At 67.0% G+C, this 14376-nt stretch carries 15 protein-coding genes; 8 read left to right on the top strand and 7 right to left on the bottom strand.

Going from position 1 to position 14376, the window contains the following annotated elements; genetic code table 11:
• Nucleotides 1-53: 53 nt before the first annotated feature.
• Nucleotides 54-620 (bottom strand): DUF3016 domain-containing protein, encoded by a 567-nt coding sequence (locus tag Q5Z10_RS02480; RefSeq protein WP_303637775.1) that lies wholly within the window; start codon nucleotides 618-620, stop codon nucleotides 54-56.
• A gap of 246 nt (nucleotides 621-866) precedes the next feature.
• Here Q5Z10_RS02480 and Q5Z10_RS02485 point away from each other — a divergent pair, with 246 nt between their 5' ends.
• Complete coding sequence (locus Q5Z10_RS02485; RefSeq protein ID WP_303637776.1) at nucleotides 867-2852, top strand: hybrid sensor histidine kinase/response regulator; 1986 nt, start codon at nucleotides 867-869, stop codon at nucleotides 2850-2852.
• A 45-nt stretch (nucleotides 2853-2897) separates the two neighbouring features.
• On the top strand, nucleotides 2898-3188 hold the full coding sequence (locus Q5Z10_RS02490) for a DUF3247 family protein (RefSeq protein ID WP_303637777.1): 291 nt from the start codon (nucleotides 2898-2900) through the stop codon (nucleotides 3186-3188).
• Nucleotides 3189-3276: 88 nt separating this feature from the next.
• Here Q5Z10_RS02490 and Q5Z10_RS02495 read toward each other — a convergent pair whose 3' ends face one another.
• Entirely contained in the window at nucleotides 3277-3540 is a 264-nt protein-coding gene (locus Q5Z10_RS02495) for a hypothetical protein (protein WP_005407925.1), read from the bottom strand.
• A 154-nt stretch (nucleotides 3541-3694) separates the two neighbouring features.
• On the opposite strand from Q5Z10_RS02495, the gene Q5Z10_RS02500 reads away from it, so the two are divergent.
• Genes Q5Z10_RS02500 through Q5Z10_RS02510 form a run of 3 tightly spaced genes read left to right on the top strand, consistent with a single transcriptional unit; the run spans nucleotide 3695 to nucleotide 6146 of the window.
• Nucleotides 3695-4762 carry a class I SAM-dependent methyltransferase gene (locus tag Q5Z10_RS02500; protein WP_303639126.1) on the top strand — a complete coding sequence of 356 codons (1068 nt, stop codon included), beginning with the start codon at nucleotides 3695-3697 and terminating at the stop codon, nucleotides 4760-4762.
• On the top strand, nucleotides 4759-5460 hold the full coding sequence (locus Q5Z10_RS02505; protein WP_303637778.1) for a pseudouridine synthase: 702 nt from the start codon (nucleotides 4759-4761) through the stop codon (nucleotides 5458-5460). Before Q5Z10_RS02500 ends, Q5Z10_RS02505 begins: the two co-directional genes overlap by 4 nt.
• Nucleotides 5457-6146 carry an HAD family hydrolase gene (locus tag Q5Z10_RS02510; RefSeq protein WP_303637779.1) on the top strand — a complete coding sequence of 230 codons (690 nt, stop codon included), beginning with the start codon at nucleotides 5457-5459 and terminating at the stop codon, nucleotides 6144-6146. Before Q5Z10_RS02505 ends, Q5Z10_RS02510 begins: the two co-directional genes overlap by 4 nt.
• A 73-nt stretch (nucleotides 6147-6219) precedes the next feature.
• Here the strand turns inward: Q5Z10_RS02510 and fabB are convergent, their stop codons facing one another.
• Both fabB and fabA read right to left on the bottom strand, forming a co-directional pair.
• Nucleotides 6220-7428: a beta-ketoacyl-ACP synthase I gene (gene fabB, locus Q5Z10_RS02515; protein ID WP_303637780.1), complete on the bottom strand. Its 1209-nt coding sequence runs from the start codon at nucleotides 7426-7428 to the stop codon at nucleotides 6220-6222.
• Nucleotides 7428-7943: a 3-hydroxyacyl-[acyl-carrier-protein] dehydratase FabA gene (gene fabA, locus Q5Z10_RS02520; RefSeq protein ID WP_303637781.1), complete on the bottom strand. Its 516-nt coding sequence runs from the start codon at nucleotides 7941-7943 to the stop codon at nucleotides 7428-7430. The genes fabB and fabA overlap by 1 nt, the downstream gene beginning before the upstream one ends.
• A 191-nt stretch (nucleotides 7944-8134) precedes the next feature.
• Here fabA and dinB point away from each other — a divergent pair, with 191 nt between their 5' ends.
• The gene (gene dinB / locus Q5Z10_RS02525) at nucleotides 8135-9232 is read left to right on the top strand and encodes a DNA polymerase IV (protein ID WP_303637782.1); all 1098 of its coding nucleotides are present in this window, start codon (nucleotides 8135-8137) and stop codon (nucleotides 9230-9232) included.
• A gap of 179 nt (nucleotides 9233-9411) precedes the next feature.
• Here the strand turns inward: dinB and Q5Z10_RS02530 are convergent, their stop codons facing one another.
• The 3 genes from Q5Z10_RS02530 to Q5Z10_RS02540 all read right to left on the bottom strand — a co-directional run bounded on the left by Q5Z10_RS02530 (nucleotide 9412) and on the right by Q5Z10_RS02540 (nucleotide 12553).
• Nucleotides 9412-10659 (bottom strand): chymotrypsin family serine protease, encoded by a 1248-nt coding sequence (locus Q5Z10_RS02530; RefSeq protein WP_303637783.1) that lies wholly within the window; start codon nucleotides 10657-10659, stop codon nucleotides 9412-9414.
• A 253-nt stretch (nucleotides 10660-10912) separates the two neighbouring features.
• Nucleotides 10913-11827 carry an MBL fold metallo-hydrolase gene (locus tag Q5Z10_RS02535; protein ID WP_303637784.1) on the bottom strand — a complete coding sequence of 305 codons (915 nt, stop codon included), beginning with the start codon at nucleotides 11825-11827 and terminating at the stop codon, nucleotides 10913-10915.
• A gap of 87 nt (nucleotides 11828-11914) precedes the next feature.
• Nucleotides 11915-12553, bottom strand: coding sequence for an NAD(P)-dependent oxidoreductase (locus Q5Z10_RS02540; RefSeq protein WP_303637785.1), 639 nt, complete (start codon nucleotides 12551-12553; stop codon nucleotides 11915-11917).
• A 101-nt stretch (nucleotides 12554-12654) separates the two neighbouring features.
• On the opposite strand from Q5Z10_RS02540, the gene Q5Z10_RS02545 reads away from it, so the two are divergent.
• Together Q5Z10_RS02545 and Q5Z10_RS02550 are read left to right on the top strand one after the other, a co-directional pair.
• Nucleotides 12655-13584, top strand: a complete 930-nt coding sequence (locus Q5Z10_RS02545) for a LysR family transcriptional regulator (RefSeq protein WP_303637786.1) — start codon at nucleotides 12655-12657, stop codon at nucleotides 13582-13584.
• Nucleotides 13581-14372, top strand: coding sequence for a class I SAM-dependent methyltransferase (locus tag Q5Z10_RS02550; protein ID WP_303637787.1), 792 nt, complete (start codon nucleotides 13581-13583; stop codon nucleotides 14370-14372). Before Q5Z10_RS02545 ends, Q5Z10_RS02550 begins: the two co-directional genes overlap by 4 nt.
• The last annotated feature ends 4 nt before the right edge of the window (nucleotides 14373-14376 follow it).

Genomic DNA, 14376 nt, shown 5'->3' on the forward strand with positions numbered 1-14376 from the left:
GGCGCGGCCCGGCGATACGTGGCATGCCAGCGGCAGCGCCGTGCCGTGCGCGGTCAGCGCGCCGCGGTGGCCTGGGCGGTCAGCTGGCGCTTCACCCAGTCATCGATCAGGCGCTTCTCATAGCGCAGCGGATCGGAATCACTGCGAAGCCCGATGTTGTGCAGGTAGCCGCTGTCGCTCAGCTTGGCTTCGCCTTCGTCGACGATGCGGCCGCTGGCATCCTTCAGCGTGTACTGCAGGGTGATCCGCGGCGGATAGATGTCGCGCATGATCCGGATGTCACTGCCGCGCGGGCCGTGCCAGGGCTCGTAATCACCCGCGCGCTTGATGTCGACCAGAGTGACATCCAGCGTCTGCCCGGCCTGCAGCGCCTTGGCGGCAGTTGACTGCACATGGCGGGCCAGCTGCTGTACCCAGTCGCCGCGTTCAGCTTCGAAGCGGTTGCTGCTCTGGCGGATTTCGGCGAATGCGGCCGGATCGCCCCAGTGCACGCTGACCGGGCCATCGGCCTGCAATGCGCGTGGGGCATCGGCAGCGGTCACCGTGCGTGGTGCGGCCGCGACGCTGCCCACGGCAAGCGCGCCAGCCAGCAGCAGGGCGGTGGAAAGGGAGCGTTTCATGGCAGTCTCCTGCGTCCCCGGTGCGGGGAGGATGGGATCACGGCCTGAGTCTGATCCTGCGGGCTGGGCGCAGCAATGGCCAATTGCGACTTGGTCAATAGCGGTTGCCGCCAATTCATGCTCGTCAACCGTGACTGACGGCGCTTGACGCTGTGAATACGCGCTCTGGAAGATGCTGTGCCTCCATACCGGCCTCACTCCACACTCTTGTCTACTTTGCCGCCTCTGCTGGAGCGTCCGCCCGTCATGATGACGACGCCCGAATCCGACCTGCACCAGGGCGTGCTTGAGCGCATCAACGCGGGCTTCTGCGTGATCCAGGTGCTGTTCGAGGGCGACCAGGCGGTGGATTACCGGTTCCTGGAGGTCAACGAGGCCTTCGAGCGCCATACCGGCCTGAAGGACGCCCGTGGCCAGCGCATGACCACGCTCGAGCCGCAGCACGAACGGGACTGGTTCCGCATCTATGGCGAGGTCGCGCGCAGCGGCCGTCCTGCCCAGTTCGAGATGGATGCGCGCGCGCTTGGCCGCTCGTTCGCGGTGGATGCAGTGCGGGTCGGCCGGCCGGGCGAGGACAAGGTCGGCATCCTGTTCTTCGATGTGACCGCGCGCAAGCAGATGGAAGTGGAGCTGGGCGAAAGCGAGGCCCGCTTCAGCGCGCTGGCCGATGGCCTGCCGATGCCGGTGTGGGTGCTCGATGAGCGCGGCCATGCCCGCTTCGTCAACAGCGCCTTCAGCGAATTCTTCGGTGGCGATGAAACCCGCGTGCCGGAAGACGTCTGGCGCGGCCTGGTGCACCCGGACGATGCGTCCGTGTTCGAGTACGAGCTGCAGGAAGCCCTGAAGGCGCAGCGCTCGATGCATGCGCTGGTGCGGGCACGCCGCGCCGATGGCCAGTGGCGCTGGCTGGAGATGAACGCCCGGCCGCGTTTCTCGCGCATGGGGCGCTTCATCGGCCTGGCCGGCAGCAGTCCCGACGTCACCGAGCGCCGCGAGATCGAACTGGCGCGCGAGGAACTGCTGCAGTCCGAGCGCGCCGCGCGCAGCGCTGCGGAGAACATGGCGCGGCTGAAGGACGAATTCCTGGCCACCCTGTCGCATGAACTGCGCACGCCGTTGACCACGATCCTGGGCTGGAGCGAACTGCTGCTGCAGCGCGTGGATGCCACCAGCCCGCTGCACAAGGGGCTGGGCGTGATCGCCAACAGCGCCACCGCGCAGAAGCGCCTGATCTCGGACATGCTGGACCTGAGCAGCATGCTGCTGGGCAAGGTGCAGCTGGAAGTGGAAGTGCTGGATCTGCGCGACCAGCTGAACGAAGCGATCGGCGCACAGGAACTGGTGGCGGAAGGCAAGGCACTGGATGTCAGCCTGCAGCTGCCGGACCAGCCGTGCCTGGTGCTGGGGGATGCCACCCGCCTGCAGCAGGTGTTCTGGAACCTGCTGTCGAACGCGATCAAGTTCACCCCGGCCGAAGGCCGCATCGACATGCGGCTGGAGGTCGATGCGCCTTACTGGACGATCACCCTGCGCGACACCGGCGACGGCATCGCGCCCGAATTCCTCCACCATCTGTTCAGCCGCTTCCGCCAGGCCGATGGCACCACCACCCGCCGGCATGGCGGGCTGGGGCTGGGCCTGGCGATCGTGCAGCAGCTGGTCGAACTGCATGGCGGCACGGTCAGCGCCGCCAGCGAGGGCCATGGTCACGGCGCCACCTTCACCGTGCGCCTGCCGCAGCACATTCCCGATGCCGAGCGGCGGCCGCTGCGCGAGGTCATCAGCGGGCCGATCCTGGAGCCGATGGTGGTCGAGCCGTATCCGCTGCGTGGCCTGCATGTGCTGGCCGTGGAAGACCAGCCGGAAGTGCTGGAATACCTGCGGCGCATGCTGGAAGAGCAGGGCGCCAGCGTGTCCGCGGCCAGTTCGGCGGGCGAGGCGCTGGCCCTGCTCGCCGACAATGGACACCAGCACTACCACGTGCTGTTGACCGATATCGGCATGCCGGGCATGGATGGCTACGGCCTGGTGAGCACCCTGCGGCAGGACCTCGGCGTGGATGCCGCGGCGCTGCCGGCCGTGGCGGTGACCGCACTGGCGCGCGCCGATGATCGACGCCGCGCGTTGGCGTCCGGGTTCCAGGAGCACGTGGCCAAACCCTACTCGGTGGCGCAGCTGGTAGGCGTTGTGCGCCGGGTGCAGGCCATGCGCGGCGACCACGCACTGCACTGAGCATTCACGGCGGATCGGCGACCCTGCAGGGCCAGGAGGTCGCCGATGTCCCGAATTGCTCCCCGTATCCATACCGACCCGGCGCAGATCGCGCGCCTGGAATCGCTGTTGCCGCAGCTTGACGGCGAACAGCAGGTCGAACTGACCCTGCACGATGGGCGCAGAGTGCTGGGTACCGTCGCGGTGCGGCCGACGCTGCAGCAGTACCGCAACGCGGCCGGCGATGAAGGCAGCAATGGCCAGCTGCGGCTGGACGACATCGACGCACCCGTGCAGCAGCACCACCTCTGGCTGGACGAGATCGCCAGCATCCGCAGCCTGCCGCCCAGGCGCTGAGCGCCCTGCATCCACGCATGGCGTGGAGCTACGCTGGCGCCACCCCTGCCTGGATGCAGTAGAGCCACGCAGGGCGTGGCTGCGGTGGTCAATGCTCGAACAGCGTGGGCGTGGCCTCGAACCGGCGCGCGTAGGCGCGCTCTTCGGCCACCCGCGCGACCTCGTCGTCGGCCAGATCGGGGGCGCCGTAGACCGCATAGGCGACGCTGCCGTCGGCGCCATGGCCAACCTGGTGCAGGCGGTAGCGCGAGTGGCCGCCACCGGTATCTTCGGGGTAGTGCACGGGCGGATGGCTGCCTTCCAGGTCCATTTCACTGTTGTCGACCACACCACCGACGAACAAGGCGCGCATGCAGGATCTCCAGGGGTTGCAAGGGAGCTTCTACCCTGGACGCAGGCATGTTGCTGGGGCATCAAGGCAGCGTTGAAGTTTCGGAAAGGGCGGCCGGGGCCGGGCCGGACAAGCCGGTACAATGGACGGCCCTCACGCTTTCAGTACCGCGCCGATGGCCTCCAGCGACGACGCCCCCCTGCAGACCCTGTTCCTGCCCTTCTCCAGCGGCGCCCTGCGCTGGCCGGAGGGCCCGGTGGCGTTCCTGCGCGCCCGCGATGGCTGGCCGCTGCGCGAGCACGCCGCTGGCCGCGAGGTGCACTGCGAGCAGAGTTTTGCCCCGTTCGCACAGCCCCTGCAGGCCAGCGGCTGGACCGTCAGCGGCCAGCTGGATGACGAGGCCGGCAAGGGGCGCTACCCGCTGGTGCTGGTGCTGCCGCCGCGCCAGCGCGATGAAGCCCGCGCGCTGTTCGCGCGGGCCCTGGCGCTGGTGGCCGAGGGCGGCCGCATCGTGGCCTGCCAGTCCAACAACGAAGGCGCGCGCTCCGGCGAAGGCGACCTGAAGCAGCTGGCCGGCCTTGGCGGCTGCCTGACCAAGAACCATTGCCGCGTGTTCTGGACGGCACCGCTGCAGGGCCAGCAGGATCCGGACCTGGTCCGGCGCTGGGCATCCCTGGATGCGGTGCGGCCGATCGTCGGTGGCCGCTTCCTGAGCCGCCCGGGCGTGTTCGCCTGGGACCGCATCGACCCGGCCTCGGCGCTGCTGGCCGAGCACCTGCCGGCCGACCTGGCCGGCCGCGCAGCCGACCTGGGCGCCGGCTACGGCTACCTGTCGCGTGAACTGCTGGAACGCTGCCCGAAGATCACCGCGCTGGATCTGTACGAGGCCGAGCAGCGCGCACTGGCGCTGGCCGAGCTGAACCTGGCGCCGCCGCCGCGTGCGTTGCCGCTGCGCTTCCTGTGGCGGGATGTCACCGCCGGCATCGAACCGGGGTACGACGTCATCATCAGCAATCCGCCGTTCCACACGCCATCGCGCGCGGACCGGCCGGACATCGGCCAGCGCTTCATCGCCGTGGCCGCGCAGGCACTGCGTCCCGGCGGCCGCCTGTACGTGGTGGCCAACCGCCACCTGCCGTACGAATACACCCTCAACGAGAGCTTCGGCGCGGTAAGCGTGGTGGCCGAGCGCGATGGCTTCAAGCTGGTCGAAGCGGTGAAGGGCAAGGGGAAGAGCCAGTGAAGCTGGTCAAGCACATCGCCAACCTGGGCTACGGCAGCCGCAAGCAGGTGCAGTGGATGTTCCGCGAAGGGCGGGTTACCGATGCCGACGGCGAGGTGCTGTACGCCGATGACCAGGTGCCACACGAGGCGGTGCGGGTGGACGGTGAGCCGCTGGACCCGCCGCCGGGGTTGTCCATTGCCCTGCACAAGCCGGCCGGCTACACCTGCTCGACCAAGGATACCGGGCGGCTGATCTACGACCTGCTGCCGCCGCGCTTCCGCGACCGCGACCCGGTGCTGTCCACGGTGGGCCGGCTCGACCGCGACACCAGCGGCCTGCTGCTGCTGACCGACGATGGCGGCCTGCTGCACCGGATCATCTCGCCGAAGTCGAAGCTGCCCAAGGTCTACGAGGTGGAGCTTGCCGACGATCTGCGCGGTGACGAGGCGGCGCTGTTCGCCAGCGGCACGTTGATGCTGGAGTCCGAGAAGACGCCCCTGCTGCCGGCTGAACTGGACGTGCTGGGCCCGCGCCGGGCACGCCTGGTGCTGCACGAAGGCCGCTACCATCAGGTACGCCGCATGTTCGCTGCCGCAGGCAACCACGTGCAGGCACTGCATCGCAGCCGTGTCGGCGGCCTGGACCTGCGGGGACTGGCCGAAGGGCAATGGCGGCTGTTGACCTCCACCGACCTGGATACGTTGTTCGCTCCATGACTGCCATCGCTGCGCTGCCGTTTCTTCCCGACGCCGTCATCTTCGACATGGACGGCCTGATGATCGACAGCGAGCGGGTGTCGCTGGCCTGCTGGAGCCAGGCTGCCGAGGAGTTCGGCCTGCCGCTGGACGCGACGTTCTTCGTGGGCATGGTCGGCCTGGGCGACCGTGACAGCCAGGCGCTGCTGCGCCAGCAGGGCATCGAAGACAGCATGATCGAGGCGATGGCCGCACGCTGCCACGACCTGTACGAGGCGCGCACCCAGACCGGCCTGCCGCTGCGCCCGGGCATCGTGGAGCTGCTGGAACTGCTGAAGGCCCATGCGATCCCGCGTGCGGTGGCCACCACCACGCGGCAACCGCGCGCCAACCGCAAGCTGGACGCCGCCGGCCTGCTGCCGTACTTCGACGCCGTGATCACCAGCGGCGATGTGGCACGCCCGAAACCGGCGCCGGACATCTACCTGCTGGCTGCACAGCGGCTGGGGCAGGCGCCGCAGCGCTGTCTGGCGCTGGAGGATTCACCGGCCGGTACGCGCGCCGCGCTGGCGGCGGGCATGACCGTGATCCAGGTGCCGGACCTGGTGCATCCGGATGAGGCGCTGCGCGCGCTCGGGCACCGCATCGTCGGCTCGCTGGTGGATGCCCACGCATTGCTGCTGCCGTTGCTGCCACGCGGGGTCTGACCCTGCCCGCCGGGCATGGCCCGGCGCTACCGCCTGACGGTGGGTGCCGACCGTTGGTCGGCACGCCTTCCGATCACACCCGGCCGAACACCAGCGCTGCGTTGGTGCCACCGAAACCGAAGCTGTTGGACATCACCGTGTCCAGCTTCTGCTCGCGGCTTTCGCGCAGGATCGGGAAGCCTTCCACCTTCGGGTCCAGCTCGCCGATGTTGGCCGAACCGGCGACGAAGCCATCGCGCATCATCAGCAGGCAGTAGATCGCCTCGTGCACGCTGGCCGCGCCCAGCGAATGGCCGGACAGCGCCTTGGTCGAGGACAGCGGCGGGATCGCGTCGCCGAATACTTCGCGGATCGCACCCAGTTCGGTCACATCGCCCAACGGCGTCGAGGTGCCGTGGGTGTTGAGGTAATCCAGCGGACGGTCGACGTTCTGCAGCGCCATCTTCATGCAGCGCACCGCGCCTTCACCGGACGGGGCAACCATGTCGGCGCCATCGGAGGTCACGCCATAGCCGATCAGTTCGGCGTGGATGTGCGCGCCGCGGGCCACGGCGTGGTCGTAGTCTTCCAGCACCAGCATGCCGCCACCGCCGGCGATGACGAAGCCATCGCGGTCCTTGTCATACGGGCGCGAGGCAGTGGCCGGGGTGTCGTTGAAGCTGGTGGACAGCGCACCCATCGCATCGAACATCACGCTCATCGACCAGTGCAGGTCTTCGCCGCCGCCGGCGAACATGATGTCCTGCGCGCCGTGGCGGATCAGGTCCGCGGCGGCGCCGATGCAGTGTGCCGAGGTCGCACAGGCCGCCGACAGCGAGTAGCTGACGCCCTTGATCTGGAACGCGGTGGCCAGGCAGGCCGATACCGTCGAGCACATCGTGCGCGGCACCATGTACGGGCCCACCTTGCGCACGCCACGGCTGCGCAGCAGGTCCACCGCGCCCACCTGCCATTCGCTGGAGCCACCGCCGGAACCGGCGATCAGGCCGGTGCGCAGGCCACTGACCTGTTCCGGGGTCAGCCCGGCATCGGTGATGGCATCGGCCATGGCCAGGTAGGCGAAGGCCGCAGCGTCGCTCATGAAGCGCTTCTGCTTGCGGTCGATCAACGCGTCCAGATCGAGGTCGACACGGCCGCCGACCTGGCTGCGCAGCCCGGCTTCGGCGTGGTCGGCCAGTGCGGTGATGCCGGCACGGCCTTCGCGCAGCGCTGCAGACACGGTATCCAGATCATTGCCAAGGCAGGACGTGATGCCCATGCCGGTGATGACGACGCGACGCATCAGAAGCTCCCGGTTTCAGTGAACAGGCCGACGCGCAGGTCGCGCGCGCTGTAGATTTCGCGGTCGTCCACGTACATGCGGGCGTCGGATTGGGCCATCACCAGCTTGCGGTTGATGACCCGGCTGATGTCGATCTCGTAGCGGACCAACCTGGCATCCGGCAGCACCTGGCCGGTGAACTTCACCTCGCCGCAACCGAGCGCGCGGCCCTTGCCGGGGGCGCCCAGCCAGGTCAGGTAGAAGCCGGTCAGCTGCCACATCGCATCCAGGCCGAGGCAGCCGGGCATCACCGGGTCGCCGATGAAGTGGCAACCGAAGAACCACAGGTCCGGGCGGATATCCAGTTCGGCGCGTACCATGCCCTTGCCATGCGGGCCACCGTCTTCGCGGATGTCGGTGATGCGGTCGAACATCAGCATCGGGTCGTTGGGCAACCGGCCGGCGGCAGCGCCGAACAGTTCACCGCGTGCGCTGGCCAGCAGCTGGTCACGGTTGAACGCGTGGAGACGAGTCATGGAAAGCGCAATCCTGGAAGCGAAAACAAGGCAACAAGTCGCCGAGGATGCACGACGGATCAGGCGGATATCAAACCGCGGTTCCGTACGCGTGCGTAGTGTTTTCAGCTGAAACCACGCATCCCGTTGATGCGCAACGACCATACTTCAGCGTTTGGAGAGGTACGGTGCAGGTATCATGGGCGCCAACCATGAACGCACTGCGCAAGATCATCCACGTTGACATGGACGCCTTCTACGCGTCCGTGGAGCAGCGCGACGACCCCTCGCTGCGTGGCAAGCCGGTGGTGGTGGCCTGGCGCGGCGCGCGCTCGGTGGTGTGTGCGGCCTCGTACGAAGCGCGGGTGTTCGGCGTGCGCTCGGCGATGCCGGCGTTGCGCGCCGAGCGGCTGTGCCCGGACGCGGTATTCGTACCGCCGGACTTCACCCGTTACAAGGCGGTGTCGCGCCAGGTCCGCGAGATCTTCCTGCGCCATACCGACCTGGTCGAGCCGCTGTCGCTGGACGAGGCCTACCTTGACGTGACCGCGCCGAAGAGCGGGATCGCGCTGGCCACCGACATCGCGCGCACCATCCGCGCGCAGATCCGCGAGGAAACCGGGTTGACCGCCTCCGCCGGCATCGCACCCAACAAGTTCCTGGCCAAGATCGCCTCGGACTGGCGCAAGCCCGATGGACAGTTCGTCATTCCGCCGCAACGCGTGGATGCGTTCCTGCTCACGCTGCCGGTGAAGAGCGTGCCGGGCGTGGGCAAGGTGATGGAAGGCAAGCTGGCCGCGCGCGGCATCGTCACCTGCGGTGACCTGCGCGCCTGGACGCTGCCGGATCTGGAAGCGGACTTCGGCACCTTCGGCCGCAGCCTGTACAACCGCGCCCGCGGTATCGACGAGCGACCGGTGGAGCCGGACCAGCAGGTGCAGTCGATCTCCTCCGAAGACACCTTCGCCGAAGACCTGCCACTGGAAGACCTGGGTGAGGCCATCGTGCAGCTGGCGGAGAAAACCTGGAACGCCACGCGCAAGACCGAACGTGTCGGCCACACCGTGGTACTGAAACTGAAAACCGCACAGTTCCGCATCCTCACCCGCAGCTTCACACCGGACCGCCCGCCGGAATCGATGGAAGAACTGCGCGACATCGCGCTGGCCCTGCGCGCCCGCGTCGACCTGCCGGCGGAGACGCGCTATCGGCTGGTGGGCGTCGGCCTTGGTGGCTTCCGCGAAAAAGAGCCGGTGGTGCAGGGCGAGTTGTTCGAGCACGAACCGAACGATTCCGCAGGCAATCGTTGATAGGGCTAAGAAGGGTCTTGATTCTGGCCGGTCAAGCGGGCCTGCACAAACCTCCCAGCTCAATCAGTTGCAGATCTCTCGAAGGCCCTGCGGAACAGGACTGCCAGGGCATTCAATAGGACAAGCCCAGCTCAGCGATGATGGCTGGTACAGGTCTGCGCGTGACGGTTCTCTCGCGATCAACGAACAGTCACACCTATGGCGGAGTGAACCTTCGCAAGAGACATCCCTATCAGATAGTCGCAATCTCCGATTTCGCTGCCATTGGTCTTTGCAGACGTCACTATCGCCACAGCATCGAGATCCACCGAAACCAGAGGTCCGCCGCTGTCACCTGCATCACATAGCAAATCGTAAGGGCCGGCTAGATCCTCCACCCTGATCCAATCGCTCGTGCAGCTTTGGGAATTGCAGGTATTTGATTCAGGCTCTGCGTTCACGGAGGTGAGCGTGCCGCAGCTGTAGCCTGTCCGTGTTCCTGCATGGCAGAGCACCAGGAGTCCTTCCAGAGTTTCCCGCAGTAGATCGGGTCTGACCTTTCCCAAGTAACCAATCGTGTTAAATCCATTCAATTTGGTGAAGCCCGTCCAAGACGCTTCAAAACCGCTCGAGGCGGGGACGGGATGCCATTGCACGTCGTGACCTGCATCAAAGCGTCGTCGGTCAGGATCTACATCAAGTACGACTGTGGCAGTGTCGCCAGATCCCGGAATCGGTTCGTACCGCAGGGTTGGCAGGCAATGTGCGGCAGTAATCAACCCAGGCTTTTCATCAGAATCATAGGCCCGAAATCCAAACGTGCAGTAAGAGTTGTTGGAAACAGCTCTCCCACCCGCACGAGTCTGTGGCGCTGACAGCAACTTGGAACGCCCTGAGGACTTCTTTAGTTCAATGGGTGCGGATAGAATGCGTCGCGCATTCTTTTCCTCGTCGACATAGATTCTTTCGAAATCTGTGCTGGGCAGCTCCACAACAATCACACCGCGCTGTGCGTCGATCATGATTCCCTGATGCTCCGGGAAAAGTTCTGCCACCTTTCCTGACTTAACTATCTGCTTCAATTGCGTCAGAGAGTGAGTTGCCCCGACCGTGAAGCGGTAGGTGATGGTGCCATAGACAGTGCTCACAGTTCGGGATGGCACTGAGTCGGTCCCGGTCAAACGGACCGTCACGATCATCGGGTTCTCACTGAAGCTCTTGCCAGCGAAGCGATCAGGCATTCCTTCCAGAATGCGCGCAAGCTCTTCCCCTGCCGCAATTCGAAGTCTGAGCCGCCTGTCGGCTTCTTGGGTGGACAATCCCTCATGCTGCGCAAAGGCTTGAACAACGGGGTCGGTGGAGGGCGTCACTTGTTGAGAGAACGCGGGGGGCGCGGCCAGTGCGGTGGTGGATAGCAGCAGTTTCACCAAAGCATGTCTGATCTTCATCGTGAATTCTCCGTTCCATCGGTTCAATCAACTCCGCAATCCATCGTACAGCTGCTGATGTTCAGGTCTGTGATGTGCGTCCCGGCTTGACGTTCGGCAAGGAGTGGCAAATGTGCGTTGACCTGCGCGTCGTCGATCTGGTGATTCGAACGTGGTCGCACCTATCAAGCAAGCTTGGGATGTTGAGGGTGCCGGCCAGCGGCGGCACTACCGCAGGTGCAGGGCGCCGCCCTGCAAAAGAAAACTCCCTACTTCATGGCCACTGCATCTCGCCCTTGGCCACCTTCGCACTCAGCTCCAGCGACGCTACGCCGGCCAGCGTCGGGTAGCGCGCCTGCATCGCCTTCACCAGCGCCGCACTGTCCTTCGCCTTTGCCGCCTCGGCGTCGAACGTACGGATGTAGTCCGCGGTGAAGCGCAGCGCGCTGGCATCCAGTGCCGCACCCGGCGCGTAATGCCCCGGCACCACCACCTTCGGCTTCAGTGCCTGCAGCCGCTGCAGGGTCTGCAGCCAGTCGGTGTGCGACGTCGGCGTCTGCGTGTCGGCCATCCACACGTGTTCACCGGCCACCACCGGAATACCGCCGACGATCGCGCGCAGCGACGGCAACCACAGCACGCTGCGGTCCGGGGTGGGACCGTCCAGGCCGATCAGTGGCAGGCGCTCACCTTCCAGCTGCAGGGCATCGCCATCCAGTACCTGCGGAACCACGATGCGTGCCGGCACGTCGGCGCCCATCTTCGGTCCCCAGTAGGCCAGCTTGCTGGCCTGGGTCTGCTGGATGTGGGCGACGGTGTGCGCAGTGGCGACGATGCGTGCCTGCGGGAACGCATCCTGCAGGGTGGCCAGGCCGAAGTAGTAGTCCGGATCGCCGTGGCTGATGTAGATCGTGGTCAGCTGCCTGCCGCTGGCGCGGATCAGATCCACCAGCCTGCGCGCATCACTGGCGCCGAACTGTGCGTTGACCAGGATCGCATCGTGGCGGCCTTCGATCAGCACCGAGGACACCGGGAACATGGCCTGTGGACCGGGATGGAAGGTCTGCAGGCGCAGCTGCGATTTCGTCGCCGCAGCCGGCGCCGGGGAGGAGGCCGATGCAGCCAGCAACGGCGCGCTGGTGAAGCTGGCGGCCAGCGCGAGGGGAAGCAGCAGGGCAGCGGTACGCATTCGGAATTCCTTGTGTCGGATGGGGAGCCGAGCGCAGGCCGGCTCTACAGCTGGGTAGCGCCGGGCCATGCCCGGCGGACGCCATGATCAGTACGCGGCCGTGATGATCTGCTTCGGGTACTGGTGTGCTTCCAGCTCGGCGACGAACGCGGCGCCGTAGTCGGCGTAGCTGATGCGGCTGTGGCCGCTGGCATCGGCGAGGAAGGCCCTGGGCTGCACGCGGTACTGGCCGCGCTCTTCACCGGGGCCGATTTCGGCGGCCGGCGAGAAGAAGGTCCAGTCCAGGTCATCGACGGCCCGCAGGCGGTTGAACGCTTCCCGGTGGGCTAGCGCATACGGCTTGTAGGCGTCCGGGAAGTCGGGGGTATCGACCAGCTGCACGCCCGGCGCGACTTCCAGGCTGCCGGCACCGCCGACGACCACCAGGCGCGGCACGCCGGCCGTGCGTGCCGCCGCCGCCAGCTGCGCGGCCACTTCGCCGACGCGGCCGACATCGTCACCCGGGCGCGGGCCATAGGCGCTGGCCAGCACGTCGTGGCCGGCGATGGCCGCGACCAGGGCGTCCTGGTCTTCCAGCGATGCGATCACTGCATGGGCACCGGCAAGTTCGTCCGGCAGGTCCTGCGCGCTGCGCACGATGACGGTCAGCGCGTGACCCCGGGCCAGGGCGTGACGGGCAATCTGGCGGCCGATGTTGCCGGTGGCACCGACGAGGGCGATTTTCATGGGGGAACTCCGTAAGAGGTGGGGAACGGGGCCACTGTAGGCCGCTGCAGTCGGTCGAAAAACAGCGTATAACGCGCTTGTTTGTTGCATGGATCGAGCATATGGACCGATTGACCGCCATGACCGTGTTCGTCGAGGTCGCCGAGCGCGGCAGCCTGACCGCGGCCGCCGACGTGCTGGACATGTCACGGGCGATGGTCAGCCGCTACCTGGCCGAGGTCGAAGGGTGGCTGGGCGCGCGCCTGTTGCACCGGACCACGCGCCGCACCAGCCTGACCGGGGCGGGGGAAGCCGCGCTGGCGCGCTTCCGGCAGATGCTGGCGATTGGCGAAGCGCTGCAGGGCGAGCTGGCCAGCGACAACCCGGAACCGCACGGCACGCTGCGGGTCACCGCCAGCGTGTCGTTCGGGCAGAGTCACCTGGCACGGGCCGTGGCCGCGTTCGTCAAGCGTCATCCGGCCGCACGCATCGAGCTGCTGCTGGTCGACCGCACGGTGAACCTGGTGGAAGAACGGGTCGACCTGGCCGTGCGCATCGCGCGCCAGATCGATCCCAGCCTGATCGCCCGGCGGCTGGCGACCTGCCGCTCGGTGCTGTGCGCCACGCCGGCCTACCTGCAGGCGCGCGGCACGCCCACCGCGCCGGAGCACCTGGCCGCACACAACTGCCTGACCCACCACTACGTGGGCAAGAGCCTGTGGCAGCTGCACCGCGATGGGCGCGCGCTGTCGGTGGCGGTGGGCGGCAACATCAGTGCCAATGAAGCCTCGTTGCTGCTGGAGGCGGTACGTGCCGGTGCCGGCATCGCCATGCTGCCGACCTACCAGGTAGCGCCGCTGCTGCGCAGTGGCGAGCTGACCCAGCTGCTGCCCGCGTACAGCCTGGACGAGCTGGGCATTCATGCGGTGTACGCCTCGCGCCGACAGCAGCCCGCTATCATGCGGCGATTCCTGGAGTTCCTTGCCGAGTGCTTTGCCAGCCCGGCGTTCCAGGATCTGGACTGGCGCCCCCCGGGCAAGGAGAACGCATGAACCATGGACAGGCTTTCATCGACCACAACCGCGCCGCCTGGGACCGCCAGGCGAGCGAGGTGCGGGAATGGTCGCGACCGGTGGATGCAGAAACGATCGCCGCCGCACGCGACGGGCGCTGGCAGGTGCACCTGACCCCGCGCGCGCTGCCGCTGGACTGGCTGGGCGACGTGCGTGGCCGCCGCATCCTGTGCCTGGCCTCGGCCGGTGGCCAGCAGGCACCGGTGCTTGCTGCCGCAGGGGCCGAGGTGACGGTGTTCGACCTTTCCGACGGGCAGTTGGCGCAGGATCGCGCCGTGGCCGATCGCGATGGCCTGTCCCTGCGCACGGTGCAGGGCGACATGCGCGATCTGCGTGTCTTTGCCAACGGCAGTTTCGACGTGGTGTTCCATCCCATCTCGAATCTGTACGTGCCCGATGTCCGCCCGGTGTGGGCCGAATGCCACCGCGTGCTGGCACGCGATGGCCTGCTGATGGCCAGCTTCTACAATCCGGTGGTGTTCGTTGCCGCGCGTGATCCGCAGCTGAGCGAGCAGGGCCTGATGCGGCCGCAGTACGCCATTCCGTATTCGGACCTGGAAGACCTGGAGCCGGCTGCACGCGAGGCCAAGCTGGCCCGTGGCGAAGCACTCACCTTCGGCCACAGCCTGGCTGAACTGCTCGGCGGCCAGCTCGATGCAGGGTTCGTGATCGATCGCTTCATGGAAGACTGGCAGCCGCAGCCGCGCTTCCTGATCGACCGCTTCCTGCCCACGTTCCTGGCGACCCGCGCACGCCGGGTCGGCTGACGCT

The sequence above is a fragment of the Stenotrophomonas sp. 704A1 genome, from assembly GCF_030549525.1.
GTDB lineage: Bacteria > Pseudomonadota > Gammaproteobacteria > Xanthomonadales > Xanthomonadaceae > Stenotrophomonas > Stenotrophomonas tuberculopleuritidis.